The sequence below is a fragment of the Curtobacterium sp. 260 genome, from assembly GCF_030803485.1.
Classification (GTDB): domain Bacteria; phylum Actinomycetota; class Actinomycetes; order Actinomycetales; family Microbacteriaceae; genus Curtobacterium.
Map to the genome: position 1 here is coordinate 198,573 of NZ_JAURUY010000005.1, position 18,837 is coordinate 217,409.

General features: G+C 73.6%; 19 protein-coding genes and 1 tRNA gene. 14 read left to right on the forward strand and 6 right to left on the reverse strand.

The genetic code is table 11. The features are described from left to right. Positions 1-4 precede the first annotated feature (4 nt). Positions 5-577 carry a hypothetical protein gene (locus J2X59_RS08680; protein ID WP_326496373.1) on the forward strand — a complete coding sequence of 191 codons (573 nt, stop codon included), beginning with the start codon at positions 5-7 and terminating at the stop codon, positions 575-577. 135 nt (positions 578-712) lie between these two features. After that, a tRNA-Arg gene (locus J2X59_RS08685) sits at positions 713-784 on the forward strand. Positions 785-800: 16 nt separating this feature from the next. Here J2X59_RS08685 and J2X59_RS08690 read toward each other — a convergent pair. Continuing rightward, positions 801-1,106, reverse strand: a complete 306-nt coding sequence (locus J2X59_RS08690; RefSeq protein ID WP_326496374.1) for a helix-turn-helix domain-containing protein — start codon at positions 1,104-1,106, stop codon at positions 801-803. 47 nt (positions 1,107-1,153) lie between these two features. Between J2X59_RS08690 and map the strand changes: the two genes are divergently transcribed. Then, the gene (gene map, locus J2X59_RS08695) at positions 1,154-1,924 is read left to right on the forward strand and encodes a type I methionyl aminopeptidase (protein ID WP_326496375.1); all 771 of its coding nucleotides are present in this window, start codon (positions 1,154-1,156) and stop codon (positions 1,922-1,924) included. A gap of 95 nt (positions 1,925-2,019) precedes the next feature. On the opposite strand, the gene J2X59_RS08700 is transcribed toward map, so the two are convergent. Then, on the reverse strand, positions 2,020-2,223 hold the full coding sequence (locus tag J2X59_RS08700; RefSeq protein WP_058729997.1) for a hypothetical protein: 204 nt from the start codon (positions 2,221-2,223) through the stop codon (positions 2,020-2,022). Positions 2,224-2,548: 325 nt separating this feature from the next. Here J2X59_RS08700 and J2X59_RS08705 point away from each other — a divergent pair, with 325 nt between their 5' ends. From J2X59_RS08705 to J2X59_RS08725, 5 genes are all read left to right on the forward strand, one after another. Further along, entirely contained in the window at positions 2,549-4,480 is a 1,932-nt protein-coding gene (locus J2X59_RS08705) for a TPM domain-containing protein (RefSeq protein WP_326496376.1), read from the forward strand. Between the two features lie 79 nt (positions 4,481-4,559). Continuing rightward, positions 4,560-5,285 (forward strand): PspA/IM30 family protein, encoded by a 726-nt coding sequence (locus J2X59_RS08710; protein ID WP_326496377.1) that lies wholly within the window; start codon positions 4,560-4,562, stop codon positions 5,283-5,285. A gap of 45 nt (positions 5,286-5,330) precedes the next feature. Next, the gene (locus tag J2X59_RS08715; RefSeq protein WP_326496378.1) at positions 5,331-6,161 is read left to right on the forward strand and encodes an arginase family protein; all 831 of its coding nucleotides are present in this window, start codon (positions 5,331-5,333) and stop codon (positions 6,159-6,161) included. A 68-nt stretch (positions 6,162-6,229) separates the two neighbouring features. After that, positions 6,230-7,633, forward strand: a complete 1,404-nt coding sequence (locus tag J2X59_RS08720) for a dihydrolipoyl dehydrogenase family protein (RefSeq protein ID WP_326496379.1) — start codon at positions 6,230-6,232, stop codon at positions 7,631-7,633. A 2-nt stretch (positions 7,634-7,635) separates the two neighbouring features. Further along, a complete protein-coding gene (locus tag J2X59_RS08725; RefSeq protein WP_066654662.1) occupies positions 7,636-7,992 on the forward strand; it encodes a Fe-S oxidoreductase in 357 nt (118 codons plus the stop codon). 255 nt (positions 7,993-8,247) lie between these two features. Here J2X59_RS08725 and J2X59_RS08730 read toward each other — a convergent pair whose 3' ends face one another. Together J2X59_RS08730 and J2X59_RS08735 are read right to left on the reverse strand one after the other, a co-directional pair. Then, positions 8,248-9,021: an ABC transporter ATP-binding protein gene (locus tag J2X59_RS08730; protein ID WP_326496426.1), complete on the reverse strand. Its 774-nt coding sequence runs from the start codon at positions 9,019-9,021 to the stop codon at positions 8,248-8,250. 62 nt (positions 9,022-9,083) lie between these two features. Continuing rightward, positions 9,084-10,013 carry a siderophore-interacting protein gene (locus tag J2X59_RS08735; RefSeq protein ID WP_326496380.1) on the reverse strand — a complete coding sequence of 310 codons (930 nt, stop codon included), beginning with the start codon at positions 10,011-10,013 and terminating at the stop codon, positions 9,084-9,086. Positions 10,014-10,073: 60 nt separating this feature from the next. Between J2X59_RS08735 and J2X59_RS08740 the strand changes: the two genes are divergently transcribed. From J2X59_RS08740 to J2X59_RS08765, 6 genes are all read left to right on the forward strand, one after another. Next, positions 10,074-11,018 carry an alpha/beta fold hydrolase gene (locus J2X59_RS08740; protein ID WP_326496381.1) on the forward strand — a complete coding sequence of 315 codons (945 nt, stop codon included), beginning with the start codon at positions 10,074-10,076 and terminating at the stop codon, positions 11,016-11,018. A 60-nt stretch (positions 11,019-11,078) separates the two neighbouring features. Then, positions 11,079-12,599 carry an ABC transporter substrate-binding protein gene (locus tag J2X59_RS08745; protein WP_326496382.1) on the forward strand — a complete coding sequence of 507 codons (1,521 nt, stop codon included), beginning with the start codon at positions 11,079-11,081 and terminating at the stop codon, positions 12,597-12,599. Positions 12,600-12,678: 79 nt separating this feature from the next. Further along, on the forward strand, positions 12,679-13,632 hold the full coding sequence (locus tag J2X59_RS08750) for an ABC transporter permease (RefSeq protein ID WP_326496383.1): 954 nt from the start codon (positions 12,679-12,681) through the stop codon (positions 13,630-13,632). Then, positions 13,629-14,579 carry an ABC transporter permease gene (locus J2X59_RS08755; RefSeq protein ID WP_326496384.1) on the forward strand — a complete coding sequence of 317 codons (951 nt, stop codon included), beginning with the start codon at positions 13,629-13,631 and terminating at the stop codon, positions 14,577-14,579. Before J2X59_RS08750 ends, J2X59_RS08755 begins: the two co-directional genes overlap by 4 nt. Further along, on the forward strand, positions 14,576-15,388 hold the full coding sequence (locus tag J2X59_RS08760; RefSeq protein ID WP_326496385.1) for an ABC transporter ATP-binding protein: 813 nt from the start codon (positions 14,576-14,578) through the stop codon (positions 15,386-15,388). The genes J2X59_RS08755 and J2X59_RS08760 overlap by 4 nt, the downstream gene beginning before the upstream one ends. Further along, on the forward strand, positions 15,385-16,167 hold the full coding sequence (locus J2X59_RS08765; protein WP_326496386.1) for an ABC transporter ATP-binding protein: 783 nt from the start codon (positions 15,385-15,387) through the stop codon (positions 16,165-16,167). Before J2X59_RS08760 ends, J2X59_RS08765 begins: the two co-directional genes overlap by 4 nt. Before the next feature lie 301 nt (positions 16,168-16,468). On the opposite strand, the gene J2X59_RS08770 is transcribed toward J2X59_RS08765, so the two are convergent. Further along, on the reverse strand, positions 16,469-17,908 hold the full coding sequence (locus tag J2X59_RS08770; RefSeq protein ID WP_251155070.1) for an amidase: 1,440 nt from the start codon (positions 17,906-17,908) through the stop codon (positions 16,469-16,471). An 11-nt stretch (positions 17,909-17,919) separates the two neighbouring features. After that, positions 17,920-18,834, reverse strand: coding sequence for an NmrA family NAD(P)-binding protein (locus J2X59_RS08775; protein ID WP_326496387.1), 915 nt, complete (start codon positions 18,832-18,834; stop codon positions 17,920-17,922). Between the last annotated feature and the right edge of the window lie 3 nt (positions 18,835-18,837).

Genomic DNA, 18,837 nt, shown 5'->3' on the forward strand with positions numbered 1-18,837 from the left:
CTGGATGACCTCCCGCAGCCGTCTCCGGGCGATCACCGTCGCCCTGCTCTCCGTGTCCGCCGCCGTCGCCCTGTCCGGCTGCACGGGCGGGTCCGACGACGCGGCCCCGAGCGCGAGCGCCACCCCGATCGGCACCGCCGTGCGGCAGACGTGCGCCGAGCTGCTGCCCACGAGCGTCCTCGCCGTCTACGGCAAGACCTTCGAGCAGGACACGACCTGGACGCCCGCGAAGGGCACGCCGGCCGCGACGATCACCCGCCAGCGCGGCCGGGTCTGCCACCTCGTCGCCACCGACGACCCGTCGACGACGATCACGCTCGCCGTGGCGCACCTGCCTGAGAAGTCGCTCACGACGCTCAAGGACGCCCTCTACGAGCGCGGTGGGTCCGTCCCGACCTACCGCGTCGAGGGCTACTACGCACTGGACGACGGCGTCGGCCGCGCCGATGCCTTCCCGGATCCGTACTGGGTCACCACCGAGTCGACGCTGTTCACCGAGCCCGGCGGGGCGCAGCCCGTCGTGGACGCGGTGCGCTCCGTGCTGCTGCCGTCCGCGACGGCCAGCCCGGCGGGCTGACGGCACCGCAGCCGGACGGGAGGCACGGTGCGGGCCCGTGCCGCGCCTCCCGTCCGACGGCCGGTCGCGACACGGGCGCGACACGCACTGTCGGGACCGGCTCGCGTTACCTGCTACGGTTGATCTCACCCACGAGCCCCCATAGCTCAGGGGATAGAGCACTGCCCTCCGGAGGCAGGGGCGGAGGTTCGAATCCTCCTGGGGGCACATCGAGCCCCCGGCGTCATCGCCGGGGGCTCTCCTCGTGCACAGGGTGCGTCGCCTGGTCCGGGGCCACCCGTTCCGCCTCGGGGTGCACCTCGTCCCAGAGTGCGTCGAGGGACAGTCGGACGACGCTCGCGACCGCGGCGATCGTGGCGAACGACGGCGTCGCGATGCGACCGGTCTCGATCTTCCGCAGGGTCTCGGGCGACACGCCCGCATCGAGGGCGACGTCGAGGATCGAGCGCTCGCCCCGAGCACGACGGAGCAGTGCGCCGAGCCGGCGACCGCGTTCCAGCTCGGCGGGGCTCAGCGGGAGTCGGACCATGGCGCCGATACTAGTACCGGCCAGACAATACCGGTACGATCATCGGCATGATCGAGATCCTCTCCCCCGCCGAGGTCGACCGGGCCCGCCGCACCGGCGCCCTCGTCGGCACGATCCTGCAGACCCTCCGGGAGCGGACGACGGTCGGCACGAACCTGCTCGAGGTGGACGGGTGGACCCGGACGATGATCGAGGACGCCGGCGCGGTCTCCTGCTACGTCGACTACGCCCCCCCGTTCGGTCGTGGCCCCTTCGGCCACCACGTCTGCACCGCGGTGAACGACGCGGTGCTCCACGGCCTGCCGCACGACCGCGAGCTCGCCGACGGCGACCTGCTCACCCTGGACCTCGCGGTGACCCTGGACGGGATCGCCGCCGACGCGGCGATCAGCTTCGTCGTCGGGCGCGCCGACCCGGCGGACACCGCCCTGATCGACGCCACCGAACGGGCGCTGGCCGCCGGCATCGCCGCCGCGGGCCCCGGCGTCCGGACCGGGGACGTGTCGCACGCCATCGGCGAGGTCCTCACCGCCGCGGGCTACGCCGTGAACACCGAGTTCGGCGGGCACGGCATCGGCTCGACGATGCACCAGGACCCGCACGTGGCGAACACGGGTCGGCCGGGGCGCGGCTACACCCTGCGACCGGGGCTGCTCCTCGCGCTCGAACCCTGGGTGATGGCGGACACGGACGAGCTCGTGACCGATCCCGACGGGTGGACCCTGCGGAGCGCGACGGGGGCGAGGACCGCGCACACCGAGCACACCGTCGCGATCACCGAGGACGGCGTCGAGGTGCTCACCCGTCCCGGCAGCTGACGCGGTCGAGGTCGGCCACTGCGCCTCCACGTCAGCGTCTCAGCGCCTCCACGTCAGCGCGAGGCTGGAGCGGTCGCCGCGGACCCGGCGCGGGCTCAGGCGTGGGTGAGCGCGATGAGCGCGACGTTCATGGTGCTGTAGGCGCCCTCGGAGCGAGTGGCCTGTCGGACCCGGCCCCGGAGGACCTCGTAGCGGCCGTCCTGCTCACGGACGAAGCCGATGACACCGCTCGCCGGTGTCGAGACGCGGTGGTAGCCGTCCTCCAGTGGGACGACCTCGGTGCTCGTCGTACGCTCCATCGCTTTCCCCTTCCGCTCGTCGTCGAACGATGGCCTCCACCATACCCCGGTCCGGGGTACAAGTCCTCCAGATGACGGACGTCGCCGGGGGTCGTCCGAGGATCAACCCGCTGTGTGCGTGCTCTGGATAGCATCGGGGCGACGGCGCCCGTGCGGGGGCCGTCGGGGGCGCAACGTGGGCTCCCGGACGACGGATGGAGGACGGATGCGAGCGGCTCACCACGGATCGCGCACCGACGATCGATCGGCCCCTCGGGCGCTCGGTCGGCATCGCGAAGGCCCCCACGCGGCCGTCCGCGGCGCCCGCTCGGCGATCACACGCGCCGTGGGTCGGATCGGTGCCGTGCTCCTCGCGGCCGGACTCGTGATCACGCCCACCGCAGCAGCCCACGCGACGGACCCGGTCGACCTGGGCGGCGCCTACGTGGTCGACGAGGCCGGTGCCCTCAGCAGCGGTCAGCGGACCCAGGTCGAACGGGCGGTCCAGGACCTCTACGACCGGACGCAGACGCAGCTCTACGTGGTCTACGTGCCGACCTTCACGAACCCGACCGACCACGCCGCCTGGGGTGACGCCCTGATGGAGCGCAACCAGATCGACTCCGACGCGATCGTGCTCTCCGTGGCGGTCGACGACCGGATCGCCGACATCCAGCAGACGAACGCGACCGCACTGTCGAGCAGCGACGTCGAGTCCGCCTACCAGCAGGACGCCGTCCCGCAGCTGCGGGACGGCGACTGGGCGGGCGCCGCCGTCGCCCTCGCGGACGGACTCGTCTCCTCGCAGGCCCCGCCGGACCTCACCTGGCTGTGGGTCCTGCTGCTCGTGGTCGTCGTCGGTGCGGTCGTCGCCGTCCTGGTGATCCGCACCCGCAACAAGCGACGCACCGCCGAGGCCGCACGAGCGCAGGAGGCGTCCCTCGCCGGGCTCGAGCGCAAGGCGGGCGCGGCGCTGGTCACCATCGACGACGAGCTCCGGACGGCCGAGCAGGAGGTCGGCTTCGCCACGGCACAGTTCGGCGAGGACGCGGCGAAGCCCTTCGCCGAGGCCGTCGCGACCGCGAAGCGGAACGTGCGGCAGGCGTTCTCCTACCAGCAGCAGCTCGACGACGAGGTACCGGACTCCCCGCAGCAGCGCGCGCAGTGGGCGAACCAGATCGTCGCCATCTGCGAGCAGGCCCACGCGTCCATCGACGAGCAGACCGAGGCCTTCGACCACCTGCGGTCCCTCGAGGACGGGGTCGAGGACGCCGCGACCGCCCTCGCCTCCGCGGTCGCGGCAGCCCCGGTCGAGCTCGACGCCGCCCGCCGCGCGCTCGACCGGGTGCGCGGGTCGTACGGCGGCCGGACCCTGGCGACGGTCTCCGACAACGTCGACCAGGCCGAGCAGGTCCTCGGCTACGCGACGGAGCGGTCGCAGGCGGCGACCGCGGCCATCGCGTCCGGGGACAAGGGCGAGGCGGTCATCGCCGTGCGCGACGCCCAGCACGCGCTCGCACAGGTGCAGCAGCTGACCGCGAGTGCGACCGGCGCCGAGCGCACCTTCGCCGAGGCGACCGCCCGAGTCCAGGCGATGCGCGCGGACATCGAGGGAGACGTCGCCGCAGCCCGTTCGATGCGGTCCGGCGACCCGGCCCTCGCGGCCGCGGTGACCCGTGCCGACACCGTCCTCCGCCAGGGCTCCGACCCGCGCGACCCGATCGCCGCCGTCGACGCGCTGACGAAGGCGAACACCGAGATCGACGCCGCACTGGCCGCCGCGCGCGGTGCACAGGAACAGCAGCAGCGCGCACGCCGCGCCCTCGACGACGCCCTGCGCGACGCCCGGGCCCGGATCAGCCAGGCGCGCGACTTCATCTCGCTCCGCCGGGGAGCCGTCGGCACGACGGCCCGGACGCGCCTGTCCGAGGCCGAGCGCGCGCTCGACGACGCGGTCGACCTCGCCACGAGCGACCCCGCCCGTGCCCTCGGGGCTGCACGCGCCGCCGAGCAGTACGCCGCCGCGGCGATGGACGCGGCGAACGACGACATGGGCGGATGGCCCGGGCAGGGCGGCGGCGGCAACGGCGCACAGCTCGGGGGCCTCGTGACCGGGATCGTGCTCGGCGGCCTCCTCGGCGGACGCGGCGGCAGCTACGGGGGCGGCTCCTTCGGCGGCGGGGGCTTCGGCGGCGGCGGGGGCTTCAGCGGCGGCGGGGGCTTCGGCGGAGGCGGCGGCGGGGGCGGCGGGGGCTTCTCCGGCGGCGGCCGCTTCTGACAGCCGACACCACCCCCTCGGGACACACGACCACCAGGACCAGCAGCACCACGAGAGACCTTCCACGAAAGGGAACACAATGGCAAAGCAGACGATTCTCGGCCGGATCTCCTCGCTCATCCGGGCGAACGTGAACCAGCTCATCGACGACGCCGAGGACCCGCAGAAGATGCTGGACCAGCTCGTCCGCGACTACACGAACAACATCGCCGACGCGAAGACGGCGATCGCGCAGACGATCGGCAACCTCCGCCTGCTCGAGCAGGACCACGAGGAGGACAAGCGCGCAGCGACCGAGTGGGGTCAGAAGGCCGCCAACGCTTCGGCCGCCGCCGACAAGTACCGCGCCGAGGGCAAGACCGCGGACGCCGACAAGTTCGACAACCTCGCGAAGATCGCGATCGGCAAGCAGATCGCGGCCGAGCAGGAGGTCAAGGACAACGAAGGCCCGCTCGCCACGCAGAACGAGCAGGTCGAGAAGCTCAAGTCCGGCCTGGCCGGGATGGAGCAGAAGCTCGGACAGCTCAAGGCCAAGCGCGACTCGCTCGTCGCCCGTCAGAAGACCGCCGAGGCGCAGTCCAAGGTCAACGACGCCATCGGCAACATCGACATCACCGATCCGACGAGCGACCTCAACCGCTTCGAGGAGAAGGTCCGCCGCGAGGAGGCGAAGGTCCTCGGGCAGCAGGAACTGCAGTCGTCGAGCCTGGACGCGCAGTTCGAGAGCCTGGAGGACGTGGGTCGCGACGCCGAGGTCGAGGCACGTCTCGCCGCGCTGAAGAACGGCGGGTCCGCGGGTATCTGACGCGGAACTGCGGACGGCGCCGGACCCTGCTGCCAGACTGAGACGATGCAGTTCCTCGTCGTCGGTCAGTGGCAGGGTTCGGCGTCGTCGCGCGCGATGCGCCTCGGCGACGGAGCACAGGCCATCGCAGCCGATCTCCCCCGCGCCGCCACGACCGTCGTCGACGTGCCGGCCGGCGCGGGCGACCGGCTCGAGACCGCCGTCGCCCGCTACACGTCGGTCCGTGCCGTGGCCGGCCGCGTCGCCGAGGAGACCGGCGTCGCGAGCGAACCCGTCCTGGTGGTCGGTGGTGACGGGTCGAGCGTGCTCGGCGCCTCCGTGCTCGTGCGTCCGGACACCGCGTTCGTGCGCATCGCCGGATCGAGCGGCTACCGGTCGCTGAACCGCGCACAACCCGTCGCAGCCGAGACCGCCGTCCTGCGCCTGCTCGTCGACCGCCCGGAGGACCTCTTCCCCGACCTGCCGGTCCTGGACCCGGCCAGGGTCGTGCTCGCCGGGGTGCGCGGAGTCGAGGACGCCGAGATCGCCGCCCTCGACCGGGTCGGGATCACCCACCTCGACGTGGACGCGGCGACGCCGGACGCGATCGCGGTCGCGGTCGGGTCCACCGGTGCCGAGCGCGTCTTCGTCCACGTCGACCTCGACGTGCTCGACCCGGCCGAGGTGGACGGACTGCTCGAGCCGGTGCCCTTCGGGCTCGACGCCTCCGGTCTGGTCGAGCGCATCCAGGCCGCGACGCGGGGACGGCGACTCGTCGGGGCCGCGTTGACCGGCTTCGCACCGGTGGACCCCGACCGAGCGGTCGACGACCTGGGCGTGATCCTGCGTGCGGTCGGTGCCCTGACGACCGCGTCCCGCACCACCGACCGCGGCTGACCGGTCCTCCGGATCCGCGCCGCGCCGCACACGGCCGACGCCCCGCCGCTCCGCGTAGGTTCGTGAGCATGACGGACTACGACCTCATCGTGATCGGCGCCGGCGCTGTCGGCGAGAACGTGGCGGACTACGCCCAAAAGCGTGGCCTGTCGGTCGCCGTGGTCGAGGCCGAACTGGTCGGCGGTGAGTGCTCCTACTGGGCGTGCATGCCGTCGAAGGCGCTCCTCCGCAGCGGCCACGCGGTCGCGGCCGCGAAGCGCGTCGACGGTGCCGCGCAGGCGGTCACCGGGCACGTGGACGCCGCGAAGGTGCTCGCGCGCCGCAACTCCTTCACCTCCGACTACCAGGACGACAGCCAGGTGGCCTGGCTCGAGTCCGCCGACATCGCCCTGATCCGTGGCCACGCCCGCATCACCGGCGAGAAGACCATCGAGGTCGGCGGCGAGACGCACACCGCACGCGCGGCCGTCGCCGTCGTGACCGGTTCGCTGCACCAGCTGCCGGACGTCCCCGGTCTCGCGGACGCGCAGCCGTGGGGCACCCGCGAGGGCACCAGCGCCCAGCAGGTCCCGGAGAGCCTGCTCGTCATCGGTGGCGGCGTCGCCGGCTCCGAGCTCGCGACCGCGTGGGCATCCCTCGGGTCGAAGGTCACCCTGGTCGCCCGGCACGGGCTGCTCGGCGGCATGGAGCCGTTCGCCGGTGAGCTCGTCGCCGACGCGATGCGGGAACTCGGCATCGACGTCCGCACCGGTGTCAGCCCGACGCGGGTCGACCGCGACGAGCACGGCCTGGTCACCACGACGCTCGACGACGGCACCACGGTCGTGACGAGCGAGGTCCTCGCGGCGACGGGTCGGAAGGCGCACACCGCCGACCTCGGCCTCGAGTCGGTGGGGCTCACCCCGGGCGACTGGCTGCAGGTCGACGACACGATGCTCGTGCAGGGCACCGACTGGCTCTACGCCGTCGGCGACGTCAACCACCGCGCACTCCTCACCCACCAGGGCAAGTACCAGGCACGCGCCGCCGGTGAGGCCATCGCCGCACGGGCGCAGGGCCGACCGGTGCACGCCGAGCCCTGGGGCGCCCACGTCGCGACCGCCGACCACGCAGCCGTCCCGCAGGTCACCTTCACCGACCCCGAGGTGGCGAGCATCGGCCTGACCGAGGCCGCGGCACGCGAGCAGGGCATCGACGTCCGCGCGGTCGAGTACGACCTCGGTGCGACCGCCGGTTCGGCGCTGCAGGCCGACGGCTACACCGGCCGGGCGAAGATGGTCGTCGACGAGTCCCGCGGCGTCGTCGTCGGCGTGACCTTCGTCGGACAGGACGTCGCCGAGATGCTCCACGCGGCGACGGTCGCGGTCGTCGGCGAGGTCCCCGTCGACCGGCTCTGGCACGCGGTCCCGGCGTACCCGACGATGAACGAGGTCTGGCTCCGCCTGCTCGAGACCTACGGCCGACCGGAGTAGGGGTGCGCAACCCGCTCCTCGACTCCCCCGTCTCGCGCGCCGGTTGGGTGTTCGCCACCGCGGTCGGACTGGCCGTCGGGGTGCCCTTCTCGACCGGACGGATCCGGGTCGAGGACGGGTTGATCGTGTGCACGGGGCTGCCGCGCTGGGCGTTCCGGCGCGGCGGCACGTGCGTCGGGTCGGTGTACCTGACGCGGGACAACGACGGCCCGCGCGTGCTGCGGCACGAGCGGGTGCACGTGACGCAGTGGCGTCGCTACGGCATGCTCATGCCGCTGCTCTACGCCCTCGCGGGGCGCGACGCCGCCCGCAACCGCTTCGAGGTGGAGGCCGGACTCGAGGACGGCGGCTACCGCTGACCCGGTGACCCACCACCGGACGGGAGGCGCACGGCGGGTCCGCCCCGTGCCTCCCGTCCGTCAGGCGGCCCGCTCCGAGCCACCGAGCGGGCCGCATCCGTCACCCTCGCCACCCCGGACCGACGGATCGCGCCCGCTCGACGAACACGAGCGGCACGTCCCGCCCGCTCGTGGCAGGCAGCGCCCGCTCGACGAACACGAGCGGCATGTCCTGCTCGCTCGGGGCAGGCAGCACCCGCGCCGAGCCGTCGGCGGTCAGGCGACGCGCCGGCGCGGCACCACCAGGGGTGTCCCGGTCTCCGGGTCGGGCACGACCACGCAGGGCAGTCCGAAGACGTCCTCCACCAGCTCCGAGGTCAGCACCGCGGCCGGCGTGCCCTGTGCCACGATCGCCCCGTCGCGCATCGCCACGAGGTGCGTCGCGTACCGGGCGGCCTGGTTCAGGTCGTGGAGCACCGCCACGACGGTGCGGCCCGCCGCGTGCAGTGCCGAGGCGAGCTCGAGCACGTCGTACTGGTGCGCGATGTCGAGGAACGTCGTCGGCTCGTCGAGCAGGACGATGTCGGTCTCCTGCGCCAGCACCATCGCGATCCACACGCGCTGCCGCTGCCCACCCGAGAGCTCACCGACGCTCCGGTCGGCGAGCGACACGGTGTCGGTCTGCTCCAGCGCGGCCTGCACGGCGGTGCGGTCGGAGCCGGACGACGGGTGCAGCAGGTCCTGGTGCGGGAAGCGGCCGCGGGACACGAGGTCCCGGACGGTGATGCCCTCGGGTGCGACGGGCGTCTGGGGCAGCATGCCGACCCGACGGGCGACGGCCTTCGGGCGGAGCGAGTCGATCGGGGCGCCGTCGAGGAACACCGTGCCGGCGCTCGGCCGGAGGGTGCGGGCGAACGCCTTCAACAGGGTCGACTTGCCACAGGCGTTCGGACCGACGATCACGGTGAGCTCCCCGTCGGGCACGTCGACGTCGAGCGACGACACCACGGTCCGGTCGTCGTACGCCAGGGTCAGCCCGCGCGCCCCCAGGGCCGTCGTCGGGACGGCACCACCGGCTCGCCCGGACGGCGCCGGGGCGGACGCTGCCGTGTTCAGTGCTCGGCCTTGCCGTGCCGCCAGTACCCCATGAACGCGACCTGCCGACGGTCGAGTCCGACGCCGCGCACGAGGTGTCGGCGGAGCTCCTTCACGCAACCGGCCTCGCCCGCGATCCAGGCGTACACCGGTCGCTCGTCGAGCGCGGCCGGCACGTCCCAGAGCACCTGCTCGTCGACGTCCACGTCGGCCAGGTCCACGGCGCCGCGCACCGGTGCCGCCACCGAGGCGGCCCCGGTCGTGACCTCGGCGGCCCAGGCGTGCACCTGGTCCGTCATCCGGACCCCGTGCGAGGCACCGTTGCGGGCGATCCACCGCACCTCGACACCGGCGGGTGCGGAGACCGGCAGCCGGTCGGCGTCGGTCGGGACCTCGATGAAGACGTGTCCGACGGTCGCCACGTCGAGTGCCTCGAGGATGGCGCAGATCGCGGGAGCGGCGGTCTCGTCCCCGGCGAGCAGGATCCGGGTCGCGCTCCCCGGCGCGAACTCGGCGGCGCCGCTCGGCAGCTCGGCGGGCGAGGACGGCACGGCGGGACCGACGATGCGGAGTTCGTCCCCGACCCGACACGACGACACCCACCGCGAGGCCGGTCCGGTGTCCCCGTGCGCCACGAAGTCGATGTCGAGCTCGCGGGCGTCCGGACGGAATGACCGGACGGTGTAGGTGCGGAGGGGGTTGCGCTGGGCGTCGGGCAGTGCGCGCCACGCGCCGTACCAGTCGTCACCGTCGGGCAGGTCGCTGAACCCGTGTCCGGGGATCGGCAGGACGACCTTGATCCGCTGGTCGAGCCCGACCGCGGAGAAGTCCGCGAGCGCGTCACCGGTGAGCGTCACCCGGACGAACGACGGGGTGAGCGCCGACACGGCCGCGACGCGGACGGAGAAGACTCGGTACCGGGCTGCCACGAGGTACGAGTATGGCATGCCTTACCTAAGGCTTCCAGGGTGCAACGGGGTACCCGACGGGGTGCGAGGATCGGACCCGTGCACGAACCCGACGACGAATTCTCGGACCTGGCCGCGCTGGCGGCTGCGAGCGGCGTGACGGAGCCGCTCCGCGCCTCCCGGCAGGTGGTCCGGACCGACGACGGACGCGAGACCGCGGCGATCCGCTGGGACACGGCGGACGTCCGGGAGGCACGGATCACCTACCTGCACGGGCTCGGCATCGACGCGCACAGCTTCGACCAGACGGCGATCGCGGTCGGGCAACCGGCGGTCGCCCTGGACCTGCCCGGGCACGGCCGGTCGTCCTGGCGGGACGACGCCGACTACGGCGCGAGCGCGACGGCGCCGCAGGTGCTGGCCGCACTCGACGCCCTCGGGGTCCCGCCGGGCGTGGTCGTCGGCCACTCGCTCGGTGCCATCCTCGCCGCCCGCCTGGCCGCGACCTCCCCCGAGCGCGTCACCGGCCTGGTGCTCGTCGACATGTCCCCGGACTTCGCGCAGCGCGCCGTCGACCGCATCGCCCGGGCACTGGAGGACGAGACGCCCTTCGCATCGCTCGACGAGGTCGTCGACCGCGCCGTCGAGGCCCGCGTCGGGGACGACCGCGCGGTGCTCCTCCGCGAGGCCCGGCACACCACCCGACTCGGCGAGGACGGCCGGCTCGTCCGCCGGCACCACTTCCCGCACCTGCCCTCGGGTCGGACGGCGTCGGTGGGGCGGTTCGCCGACGCGTGGCCGGACCTCGAGGCCCTCGCCGTGCCGGTGCTGCTCGTCCGGGGTGACCGCGGGTACGTCTCGCCGAAGCTGCACGCCGGCTTCACCGAGCGGCTCCCGGACGCCGAGGTCGTGACGGTGACGGCACGGCACGCGGTGCAGAACCAGGCCCCCCTCGAACTGGCGTCGGCGATCCGGGCATGGGGAGCACGGCACCGGTTGTTGCACGAGGTCCAACAACCGTCATCCGGCTCCGAACGCCGGTAACCTCGTGCGAGCGCGAAGCGACGACCGTCGCCCCACGCGCCCGGAAGGAACCCACAACCCATGAGTCCGCTCCTCCCCCGCCGCGGTGGCCGTGCAGCACGCGTCGCCCTGGCCGCCACCGCGGTCGCCGTCGCCTCGGCCCTGACGCTCACCGCCTGCTCGGGCTCCGACAGCAGCAGCGGTGGCGACGACGCCACCGTGCGCGTCGGCCTCGTGCTCGAGCCCACGAGCCTCGACATCCGCACGCAGTCCGGTGCCGCGCTCGACCAGGTGCTCATCGACAACGTGTACCAGGGCCTGGTGGGCCGGACGGCGGACGGGGAGATCCGCGACGTGCTGGCGTCGAAGCACGAGGTCTCGTCGGACGGGAAGACGTACACGTTCACGCTCCGCGACGGCACGACCTTCCAGGACGGCAAGCCCGTCACGGCCGCCGACGTCGTCTGGTCGCTGCAGCAGGCGAAGGACAACGCGTCCTACGTGGACTCCGCCAAGCTCGCGGGCGTCTCGTCGATCAGTTCCCCGTCGGACGGGATCGTCGAGCTGCAGCTCGAGGCGCCGGACTCCGATCTGCTCTTCAACCTGACCGGCCGCGCCGGGCTCGTGCTCGAGCAGGCCGCGACGAACGACCTCTCCGACAGCGCCAACGGCACCGGACCGTACGCGGTGTCGGCGTGGAAGCAGGGCGACTCGCTCACCTTCAGCCGGAACGACGACTACTGGGGCACCGAGCCGAAGGTCGCGAAGATCGTGTTCCGGTACATCACCGACCCGTCGACCGCCGTCAACGCGATGGCGAACGGCGACCTCGACGTGCTGAACCCCGTCGACGGCACCCTGCAGGGCCAGCTGCAGGGCAACCCGGACATCGAGCTGCACCGCGGCAAGACGACCGACAAGTACACGCTCGCCTTCAACGACGCCCAGGCGCCCTTCACCGACGAGCGGGTGCGCCGGGCGATCCGGCAGGCGATCGACCCGAAGGCGCTCATCAAGGCCATCGGCGGCACGGGCGTCGAGCAGGGCGGACCGATCCCCGAGCTCGACCCCGGGTACGAGGACCTGACCGACATCGACGCGTACGACCCCGACAACGCGAAGAAGCTGCTGGCCGAGGCCGGGAAGACCGACCTGGACCTGACCCTCACCTACGCCAACGTCTACCCGGCGACGATCGGTGACGTGCTGAAGTCGCAGCTCGCCGACGTGGGCATCACCCTGAAGGTGGAGCGGGTCGACTTCGCGACGTGGCTCGACCAGGTCTTCACGAAGAAGGACTTCCAGCTCTCGGTCGTCGACCACGTCGAGGCCCGCGACTTCGGCAACTGGGCGAACCCGGACTACTACTTCGGGTACGACAACCGCGAGGTGCAGCGGCTCTACGCGGAGTCGATCGCCGCGACCTCGCAGACCGAGAAGGAACAGGCGCTCCGCAAGGCTGCGCGCATCGTCAGCGAGGACGCCGCGGGCGAGTGGCTGTACACCGCGACGGAGATCACGGCCGTCCGCAAGGGCGTGACCGGGTTCCCCGTCGACGGCGGCAACTCGCGGCTCGACCTGGCCGGACTGGCCGTCCGGTGACCGCTGCCCCGCCGGTCGCCGGGCGCTCGTCCGGCGCTGCGCTCCGGGCTCGCGCCGCCGCCCCCGTAGCATCGGACGCGTGACCCGGTTCCTCGTCGGGCGACTGCTGCTGCTCGTCGTCGGCCTGCTCGTGGCGAGCATCATCGTGTTCGCCACGCTGCGCGTGCTGCCCGGCGACGTCGCACAGATCGTCGCCGGCACCCAGTCGACGCCGGCCCAGGTCGAGCAGCTCCGGCAGCAGCTCGGCCTCGACCGGCCGGTCGTCGTGCAGTACCTCGACTGGATCGGCGGTGTGCTCCGCGGTGACCTCGGCCGCTCACTCGTGACGAACGGCGCCGTCGGTCCGGAGATCGCGCAGAAGCTCGCCGTCACGCTGCCGCTCGCGGGGATGTCGCTGGTGGCCGCCCTCGTGCTCGGGGTGCCGCTCGGGGTGCTCGCTGCGGTGCTGCGCCGTCGGGCCGGCGGTGCGGTGATCGGCTTCGTCGCGCAGGCGGTGGCAGCGGTCCCCGTGGTCTGGGCCGGCATGCTCCTCATCGCGCTGTTCGCCGTCACGCTGCACCTGCTGCCGACGCAGGGCTTCCCGCTCGACGGGTGGGACGAACCCGGTCGCGCGTTCTCGTCGCTCGTGCTCCCCGCGCTCACCATCGGCGCCGTCGAGGGCGCCGTGATCCTGCGCTTCACCCGCTCCGCCACGCTCACGGTCCTGGACGCCGACCACGTCCGGACCGCGGCGGCGATCGGCCTGACGCGGACACGGGCGCTCCTGCGGCACGGCCTGCCGTCGGTGGCGCTCACCGTGCTGGCCGTCCTCGGCGTGCAGATCGCCGGCCTGCTGGTGGGGGCCGTCGTCGTCGAGCAGCTCTTCTCGCTCCCGGGGGTCGGACGGATGCTCGTGACCGACGTCGGGCGACGCGACGTCACGAAGGTGCAGTCGGAGCTCCTCGTGCTCACGAGCCTGGTGCTGGTCGTCGGCTTCGCGGTCGACGTCGTGCACCGTGCGCTCGACCCCCGGCAGCGGGAGGTGGGCGAGTGATCCGCCGTCTGCTCGCCCGACCCACGGGGTGCTTCGCCGTCGTCGTGCTGACGCTCCTCGTCGTGCTCGCCGCGGTGTCCCTCGTGTGGACGCCCCAGGACCCGTTCCGCGCCGACCCCTTCCAGCAGTGGGCGGCACCGAGCCTCGCGCACTGGTTCGGCACCGACGCCGCAGGGCGGGACATCGCGAGCTACCTGCTCGCCGGTACCCGGACGACCGTGCTCGTCGCGGTCGGCTCCGGCATCGTCGCGAGCGTGGTCGGCATCGTCCTGACGGCGATCGGCTCGCTGACCACGAGGTGGGTCCGAGAGGGCACCGCCGTCCTCCTCGACATCCTCGTCGCGTTCCCCACGCTGCTGACCGCCATGCTCCTGACGGCGGTGTTCGGCGGGTCGCTCGGCGTCGTGGTGGTGAGCGTCGGGCTGTCGTTCGGCGTGACGATCGCCCGCGTCGCGCGTGGTGAGATCCGCCGCATCGCCCGGAGCGACTACGTCGTCGCCGCACGGGCTTCCGGCGTCGGGCCCCTCGGCGTGCTCACCCGCCACCTGGTGCCGAACGCGGCGCCGCTGTTCACCGTGCAGCTCTCGCTCGCGATGGCGACGGCGGTCCTCGCCGAGGCCGGCCTCTCCTACCTCGGCTACGGCGCGGGGTCGGACACGGCGTCGTGGGGCAACCTGCTCGCCGACCTGCAGACGTACATCGGCGTGCACCCGTGGAGCGCGACCTGGCCGGGTGCCGCGATCGCCCTCGTCGTCGCCGCGCTCTCGCTGCTCGGTGACGCGGTGCGCGACGCGACCGACCCGCGCCTGACCACCGGCGACCGAGCGGCCACCGGCACGCCGGCTGCAACGGGCACCCCGGCCGGCGACGACCCGGCCACCGGCGCCCCGGGCGCAGACCGACGCGCACCGGACGGCACCACGACGACCCCGGGGGTGACGGCGTGAGCGATCACCGGACCGGACGCGACGGTCTCGAGGTGACCGGACTGACGGTCCGCATCGCGGGGCGGACGGTGCTCGACGACGTGACGTTCACCGTGCCTCCCGGCCGACGCGTCGGCGTGATCGGCGCGTCCGGATCCGGCAAGTCGATGACCTCGCTCGCCCTGATGGGCCTCGAACCGACGGGGGCCGAGGTGACCGGGAGCATCCGCCTCGACGGCACCGAGCTCGTGGGGATGCGCGATCGGGACCGGGCGCGCCACCGCGGTTCCGGCATCGGCATGGTGTTCCAGGAGCCCGCGACCGCCCTCGACCCGCTCCGCCGTGTCGGTGCGCAGGTGGCGGAACCGCTCCGACTGCACCGCGGGCTGGACCGCCGTGCGGCCGCCACCGCCGCGGTCGCACTCGCCGACGCCGTCGGACTGCCCGACCCAGCCGCGCTGCTCCGCCAGTACCCGCACCAGCTGTCCGGTGGACAGCGACAGCGCATCTGCATCGCGATGGCGATGGCCGGCGCCCCCGCGTACCTGGTCGCCGACGAGCCGACGACCGCGCTCGACGTCACCACCGAGGCCCGGATCCTCGAGCTCTTCGAACGCCTCTCGACCGAGCGCGGGACCGGCATGCTCTTCGTGACGCACGACCTCGCGGTGCTCGCCCGGATCGCCGACACCGCCGTCGTCCTCGACCACGGCCGCGTGGTCGAGCAGGCGTCGGTGCGGTCGCTGCTCGACGCCCCGCAGCACCCGACGACGGCGGCCCTCGTCGACGCCGCCCGCGCCACCGCCCGCCGCACCGGAGGCCCCGCATGACCGACGCGCTGCACGCCAGCGGCCTCCACCGCACGTACCGCCTGCCACGCCGTGGCCCCTTCGAACCCGGCCCGGTGCGGACCGCCGTCGACGGGGTCGACCTGACGGTCGCCTCCGGAGCACGGCTCGGCATCGTCGGTGAGTCCGGGTCCGGCAAGTCGACGCTGGTGCGGCTGCTCGCCGGCCTGGAGGCACCCACCGCTGGCTCCGTGTCGGCCGGCGGTCGTCCCGTGGTCGCGTCGGCCTCCGCGGCCGCGATGCGCTGGTTCCGTCGCGAGACCGGGGTGGTGTTCCAGGACCCGTACGCGTCCCTCGACCCGCGGATGCGCGTCGGCGCGATCGTCGCCGAGCCGCTCCGTGCGCTGCAGCTGCCGGGTGATCACCGCGCGCTCGTGGCCTCGGTCCTGGAGCGCGTCGACCTGCCCGCCGACGCCGCCGACCGGTACCCGCACGAGTTCTCCGGCGGGCAGCGGCAGCGCATCGCGATCGCCCGTGCGGTGGTGCACTCCCCGCGGATCCTGTTCGGGGACGAGCCGATGAGCGCCCTCGACGTGGTCGTCCGCGCCAGGGTGATCGACCTGTTCCGCTCGCTCGCCGACGACCTCGGGCTGACGCTCGTGCTCGTGTCGCACGACATCGGCGTGGTGCAGCGGCTGTGCGACACCGTGGCGGTGCTCTCCGAGGGGCGGATCGTGGAGCAGGGGCCGGTGTCGCTGCTCGACGACCCGCGGCACCCGGTGACGCGGGCGCTGGTGGCGGCGGCCCCGACGCTGCCGTAGGGGCGCGGGGCGGCGGTCGGCGGGGACGGTCGGCGGGGGTCGGCGTCGGCGGGGGTCGGTCGGCGGGCTTCGCGCGGGCGGAGTAGGCGACGCGACACTTCCGCTGTCGTACGACGACCACGGTGTCACTCGGCCCGGCAGCCGCGACCGGGCTCCGGTCAGGACGACAGATGCGCTGTCGTACGACGACCACGATGTCGCGCCATCCTCCCGAGCCGCGGCATCGCACGCGTCGATCGACGTGCGCATCGTCGCAGTCGCGACGCGCCAACGACGACGCCCGATCCGCGTCAGCCCGGCGTCACCACGTCGCCGGGTGCCGCCGCTGCCACCGCAGCCGCCGCTCGAGCTGCGCCCCGATCGCGAGCAGCACGCGCTCCCCGCCCGGCCGTCCGATGAGCTGCACACCCATCGGCAGGCCTGCCCCGTCCGGGTGGTCGTCGTCCGTCACCCCGACCGGCAGCGTGATCGCGGGCAACCCCGACACGTTCGCCATCGAGGTCCAGGGCGAGTAGGCGCACTGCCGCCGGAAGTCCTCCTCGGGGTCGTCCCCGTACCAGCCGAGCGGACGCGGGGTCAGCGCCAGCGTCGGGGTGAGCACGGCGTCGTACGGCGCGAACGTCCGGATGAGCCCGGCCGAGAAGGCGTCGAGCGTCGTCATCGCGTCGAGCACCTGCGTCGCGGTCAACGCACGTCCGCGCTCCACCAGCCACGACACCAGCGGGGTGAGCGCGGACAGGTCGATGCCGGGCACGCGGGGCAGCCCCGCAGCGCCGGACTCCCACGCCACCCGGAACGCCTCGGCGTACGGCAGCCGGGGCATCGCGACGTCCTCGACCCCGTGCCCGACCTCGCCGAGCACCCGCACGGCGGTGTCGACCGCTGCCCGGGCGGCAGGGTCGACCACGACGTCGACGGTGTCGTCCCACGGCGAACCGTCGAGCACGCCGACCACGAACCGCCCCTCGCCGCGCACCGCAGCGGCGGTGAAGGGCCCGTCCCCGACGTCGGGCGTGACCAGCGCGTACGGCGAGGGCTCGGGCAGCCCGGTCGGTGCGACCAGGGCGTCGAGGAGCATCCCGGCGTCGGCGACGTTCCGCGTGATCGGCCCGGCGACGCTCAGCCCGCCGAGGCCGGACCGACCGGGCATCGACGGCACCCGGCCGCGGCTCGGCTTCAGTCCGACGAGACCGGTCGCTGCGGCGGGGATGCGCACCGATCCCCCGCCGTCCGTCCCCACGGCCGCGGGCACGAGTCCGGCGGCGACGGCCACGGCGGTGCCGCTCGACGATCCTCCGGGCGCCCGCGTGGTGTCGTACGGGTTCCGGGTGGTACCGATCCGGGTCTCCGACGACGACGACATGCCGAACTCCGGCGAGGTCGTCTTGCCGAGGCTCACCGTCCCCGCTGCGGCGAGCGCCGCCACCAGGGGGTGGTCGGCGGTCGCGGGTGTCACCGGCAGCGCGGCGGAGCCGTGCCGGGTGGGCACACCGGCGCGGTCGTACAGGTCCTTGTCGGCGGTGGGCAGGCCCCAGAGCGGCCGGGAGGTCGGGAGGAGCGTCCCCAGTCGCGCCGCGTGCTCGCGTGCCGTGTCGGCGGTGACGGCGACGAACGCCCCGAGCGACGGGTCGAGCCGCTCGATGCGGGCGAGGTAGTGCTCGGTCACCTCGAGCGCGGTCGCGTCCCCCCGACGGATCCAGTCCCAGAGTTCCTGCGCCGAGAGGTGGTGGAGTTCGAACACGGTCCCCGAGCCTAGGCCTGCAGGTGCACGGCGAGCACGTCCCGCACCGTCGTCCAGTCGTGCGGCCCGTAGCGGTCGTTCGCGACGTGGTGGAGCTCGGCCTCGCCGCTGAACATGCTGACGAAGTACTGCATCCCCTGCCAGGCGGGGAACGGCTCCGCGTCGTCGGCCCGCGAGAGCCGTCGTCCGACGCGTGCCATCGCGGAGAGCGTCCCGGAGGTCCCGGCCCACTGCGTGCGGAACCGGGTGCCGGTGAGCCGCGAGAGGGTGTCGGCGACGCTCCGGGCGGTGACCCGGTCGCCGGCGACCTCGACGACCCGCGGCGCGTCGGGGTCGAGGGCGACGCGCGCGGTGACCCAGGCGGTGTCGTCCTTCGTGGTGAAGTCGAGCACCTGGTCCGGGGACGACCAGTACAGGACCGTGTGGCGGTCGAAGAGGATCATCGGAGCCTGTCCGGTGATCATGTCGGTGAACGCGCCGTTCAGCACGGAGGTCGCCCGGATCGGTGCGGCGTCCAGCGTCGCGGCGAACTCGCGGCGCAGCTCGAAGTTCCGGTTCGTCCCGGGGGTGATCGCGCGGTAGTCGGCCGAGTAGTCCGACGGGACGAACCGCGGGACGCCGGCGTCGACCGCCGCGGCGAGCAGCGCGGTCTGTGCGTCGACGACCACGGAGCGGGTGCCGCTCACCGCCGAGACGACGACGTCGACCCCGGCGAGCGCCGTCACGAGTCCGTGGTGGTCGTCGTAGGCGGCGCTGACGACGGAGACACGGTCGGACCGTGCGGTGAGCCGGTCGGCCGCGGGCCCGGTGGCCGAGCGGCTCAGTGCTCGGATCCGGACGTCGGGGTCGGCCGCGAGGAGCGCGTCGACGATGCGGGAACCGAGGTCCCCGGTGGCGCCGGCGACGAGGACGGTGGTGCTGGTCATGCA

Bases quoted from the DNA above. Each gene is read 5' to 3' on its own strand.
- J2X59_RS08680 (WP_326496373.1), top strand. From the start codon at position 5: ATGACCTCCCGCAGCCGTCTCCGGGCGATCACCGTCGCCCTGCTCTCC.
- J2X59_RS08690 (WP_326496374.1), bottom strand. From the start codon at position 1,106: ATGGTCCGACTCCCGCTGAGCCCCGCCGAGCTGGAACGCGGTCGCCGG.
- map (WP_326496375.1), top strand. From the start codon at position 1,154: ATGATCGAGATCCTCTCCCCCGCCGAGGTCGACCGGGCCCGCCGCACC.
- J2X59_RS08700 (WP_058729997.1), bottom strand. From the start codon at position 2,223: ATGGAGCGTACGACGAGCACCGAGGTCGTCCCACTGGAGGACGGCTAC.
- J2X59_RS08710 (WP_326496377.1), top strand. From the start codon at position 4,560: ATGGCAAAGCAGACGATTCTCGGCCGGATCTCCTCGCTCATCCGGGCG.
- J2X59_RS08715 (WP_326496378.1), top strand. From the start codon at position 5,331: ATGCAGTTCCTCGTCGTCGGTCAGTGGCAGGGTTCGGCGTCGTCGCGC.
- J2X59_RS08720 (WP_326496379.1), top strand. From the start codon at position 6,230: ATGACGGACTACGACCTCATCGTGATCGGCGCCGGCGCTGTCGGCGAG.
- J2X59_RS08735 (WP_326496380.1), bottom strand. From the start codon at position 10,013: ATGCCATACTCGTACCTCGTGGCAGCCCGGTACCGAGTCTTCTCCGTC.
- J2X59_RS08745 (WP_326496382.1), top strand. From the start codon at position 11,079: ATGAGTCCGCTCCTCCCCCGCCGCGGTGGCCGTGCAGCACGCGTCGCC.
- J2X59_RS08765 (WP_326496386.1), top strand. From the start codon at position 15,385: ATGACCGACGCGCTGCACGCCAGCGGCCTCCACCGCACGTACCGCCTG.
- J2X59_RS08775 (WP_326496387.1), bottom strand. From the start codon at position 18,834: ATGACCAGCACCACCGTCCTCGTCGCCGGCGCCACCGGGGACCTCGGT.